General features: G+C 75.9%; 1 protein-coding gene. It reads right to left on the bottom strand.

Features of this window, described 5'->3' with window-relative positions; translation table 11 throughout:
- Positions 1–142 precede the first annotated feature (142 nt).
- Positions 143–959 (bottom strand): PfkB family carbohydrate kinase (locus D471_RS36925; RefSeq protein WP_017602014.1); only part of this gene is annotated, 817 nt, incomplete at its 5' end.

Genomic DNA, 959 nt, shown 5'->3' with positions numbered 1-959 from the left:
GGCCGGGCCCCGCCCGCCAGCGCGCGTACCTGGAGCGGCGGGGCCGCATCACCGACGTCGTGGACCACCTGGCCGCCCAGACCGGGGAAGGGCTCCCCTAGGGCGTGCCCGCCGCGGGGCTCCAGCACCCGCCTCGTTCGTGTCAGCCGACGGTGTCCCTGGCGCCCACCTCCTTCAACACGGCGGCGAGTTCGTCCGATCGGGGCGGGTCGGCCCCCTCACGGGTCACCACGCACGCGGCGGCCGCGGTCGCGAGGGTCAGCAGTTCGCGCATGTCGCCGTCGTCCAGACCGGCCAGGCGGGCACGCGGTCCCTCCCCCAGCCGACCGGCGCTGTCGAGCCCGTGTAGGAGGGCGCCCATGAAGGTGTCGCCCGCGCCCACGGTGTCGGCCACCCGGACCCTCGGCGCGGGGACCCGCACCTCACCTGAGTGGGTGACGGCGACGACACCCTCCGCCCCCAAGGTGACCACGACCAGTGCGGGGCCCAGGGCGGCGATCGCGTGAGCGGCCCGCACCGGGGACAGCTCGGGATGGAGGAAGGCCAGGTCCTCGTCGCTCGCCTTGACCACGTGCGCCTGCGCGGCGTGGCGCAGCGCCAGGGCACGGGCCTCGGTCGGGTCACCGATGACGTCGGGACGGATGTTCGGGTCGAGCGTGATCGTGACGCGACCCCTCCCGTGCTCGCGCCGCAGCAGCGCCTCGATCCGTGCGGCCCCCGGCTCCCGGAACAGGGCCACCGATGCGGCGTGCACGGCCCTGACCTCCGGTTCCAGCCGGTCAGGCAGCTCCCCGGCGCGCCATCGCCAGTCGGCCGCGTCGTCCATCCGGAAGTCGTAGCGGGCCGCCCCGTCCGGGCCGACCGTGGCCACGGCCAGGGCGGACGGCTCGTCGGCGGCGAGCAGTCCGCCCGGATCGAGCCCCTCCCGCAGGAGGCGCTCGCGGATACGCTCACCGAAC

It is taken from the genome of Nocardiopsis lucentensis DSM 44048 (genome assembly GCF_000341125.1).
In the GTDB taxonomy this organism is placed as follows: domain Bacteria; phylum Actinomycetota; class Actinomycetes; order Streptosporangiales; family Streptosporangiaceae; genus Nocardiopsis; species Nocardiopsis lucentensis.
The sequence above is the reverse complement of the archived record's forward strand: the minus strand, read 5'-3'. Positions and strand labels throughout refer to the sequence as shown.